The sequence below is a fragment of the Paraburkholderia oxyphila NBRC 105797 genome (genome assembly GCF_000685075.1).
GTDB classification, from domain to species: Bacteria; Pseudomonadota; Gammaproteobacteria; order Burkholderiales; family Burkholderiaceae; genus Paraburkholderia; species Paraburkholderia oxyphila.
In genome coordinates this window covers 1-990 of sequence record NZ_BAYD01000291.1, presented here as the reverse complement: position 1 = coordinate 990, position 990 = coordinate 1, and the positions used below count along the sequence as shown (strand labels likewise).

The 990-nt window shown below is 63.6% G+C and carries 2 protein-coding genes and 1 pseudogene; all 3 read left to right on the top strand.

The window, feature by feature from the left end; all coding sequences use genetic code 11:
- Positions 1-194, top strand: a pseudogene (gene amiE / locus BO1_RS56085) (aliphatic amidase); the annotation flags it as partial.
- Positions 195-233: 39 nt separating this feature from the next.
- Positions 234-713, top strand: coding sequence for a hypothetical protein (locus BO1_RS49005; protein WP_028223798.1), 480 nt, complete (start codon positions 234-236; stop codon positions 711-713).
- 63 nt (positions 714-776) lie between these two features.
- A partial coding sequence (locus tag BO1_RS56080) for a transporter substrate-binding protein (RefSeq protein WP_043289404.1) occupies positions 777-990 on the top strand: 214 nt, incomplete at its 3' end.

Genomic DNA, 990 nt, shown 5'->3' with positions numbered 1-990 from the left:
GCGGCTATACGGGCAAGATCAACTCGGGCGAGGAGGCGCATGGTGTGGCTGCCTGTCCGTACGAGTTCTACGCGAAGTGGATCAACGATCCCGAAGGCACGCGCAAGCAGGTCGAGGCGCTGACGCGGTCGACGCCCGGTACGCCGGAATGTCCGATCGAGGGCATTCCGGATGACACCGCCGCGCACCGCTGAGCGCGATTGAGCGCCGGGCCGGCGGCCCGGCCCAAGCCCATGTTGATCGCGATGATCTTGCTGATCGAGGACGCGCGTGTCGAGCGCCTGATGCCGCGCAGCTACCCGGGCCTGTGCGACGTGCGGGCACCCTTCCATGCCCCGGATGCGGACGGCCTCGGGTTTGACGCGCTATCGGCCCGTCTGGAGCGGGCGTTGCACGACACCCGATACATGACCGATAACTATCGTGTCAATAAAGGGCGCACCCGCTTTGAAGCCAGTGTCGATCGGCTCGACGATCAGGCACCATTTGAAGGCGCCGCGAAGGTTCTGGCGAACGATCTCCGCCAGAGCGGCGGGGAACGACACGTTGTGCCTCACATTGGACACGGCGCCGGGCACTTGCGAGCACGCCGTTTTCGGGGCGCGTGGTTGCCTGATCGTCGAAGATCCGGCGGTTCTTCCTGTGCAACTGGCTCGCGCGCGTGGCAGGCCGCTGACGAAGGAGGTCACACGTTCTCTATAGCGCGAGGTTGATTTAACATGATACGGAATTGGGCAGCGCTCACTCGATAACCAGACTGCAAAGGTGGCAACCAAGTGGCATCAACCGAACCCATCAAGGTTGGCGTCCTGTATTCGGAAACCGGCGTGACGTCAGCGATCGAAACGTCCCAGTTGTACGGGACGCTGTTTGCAATCGAAGAAGTGAACCGGGCGGGCGGCATCGATGGCCGGGAGGTGATCCCCGTGCGCTACGATCCGCAGTCCGACCCGCAAACCCACCGGGTGCTCGCCGAGCGGCTGATCACGG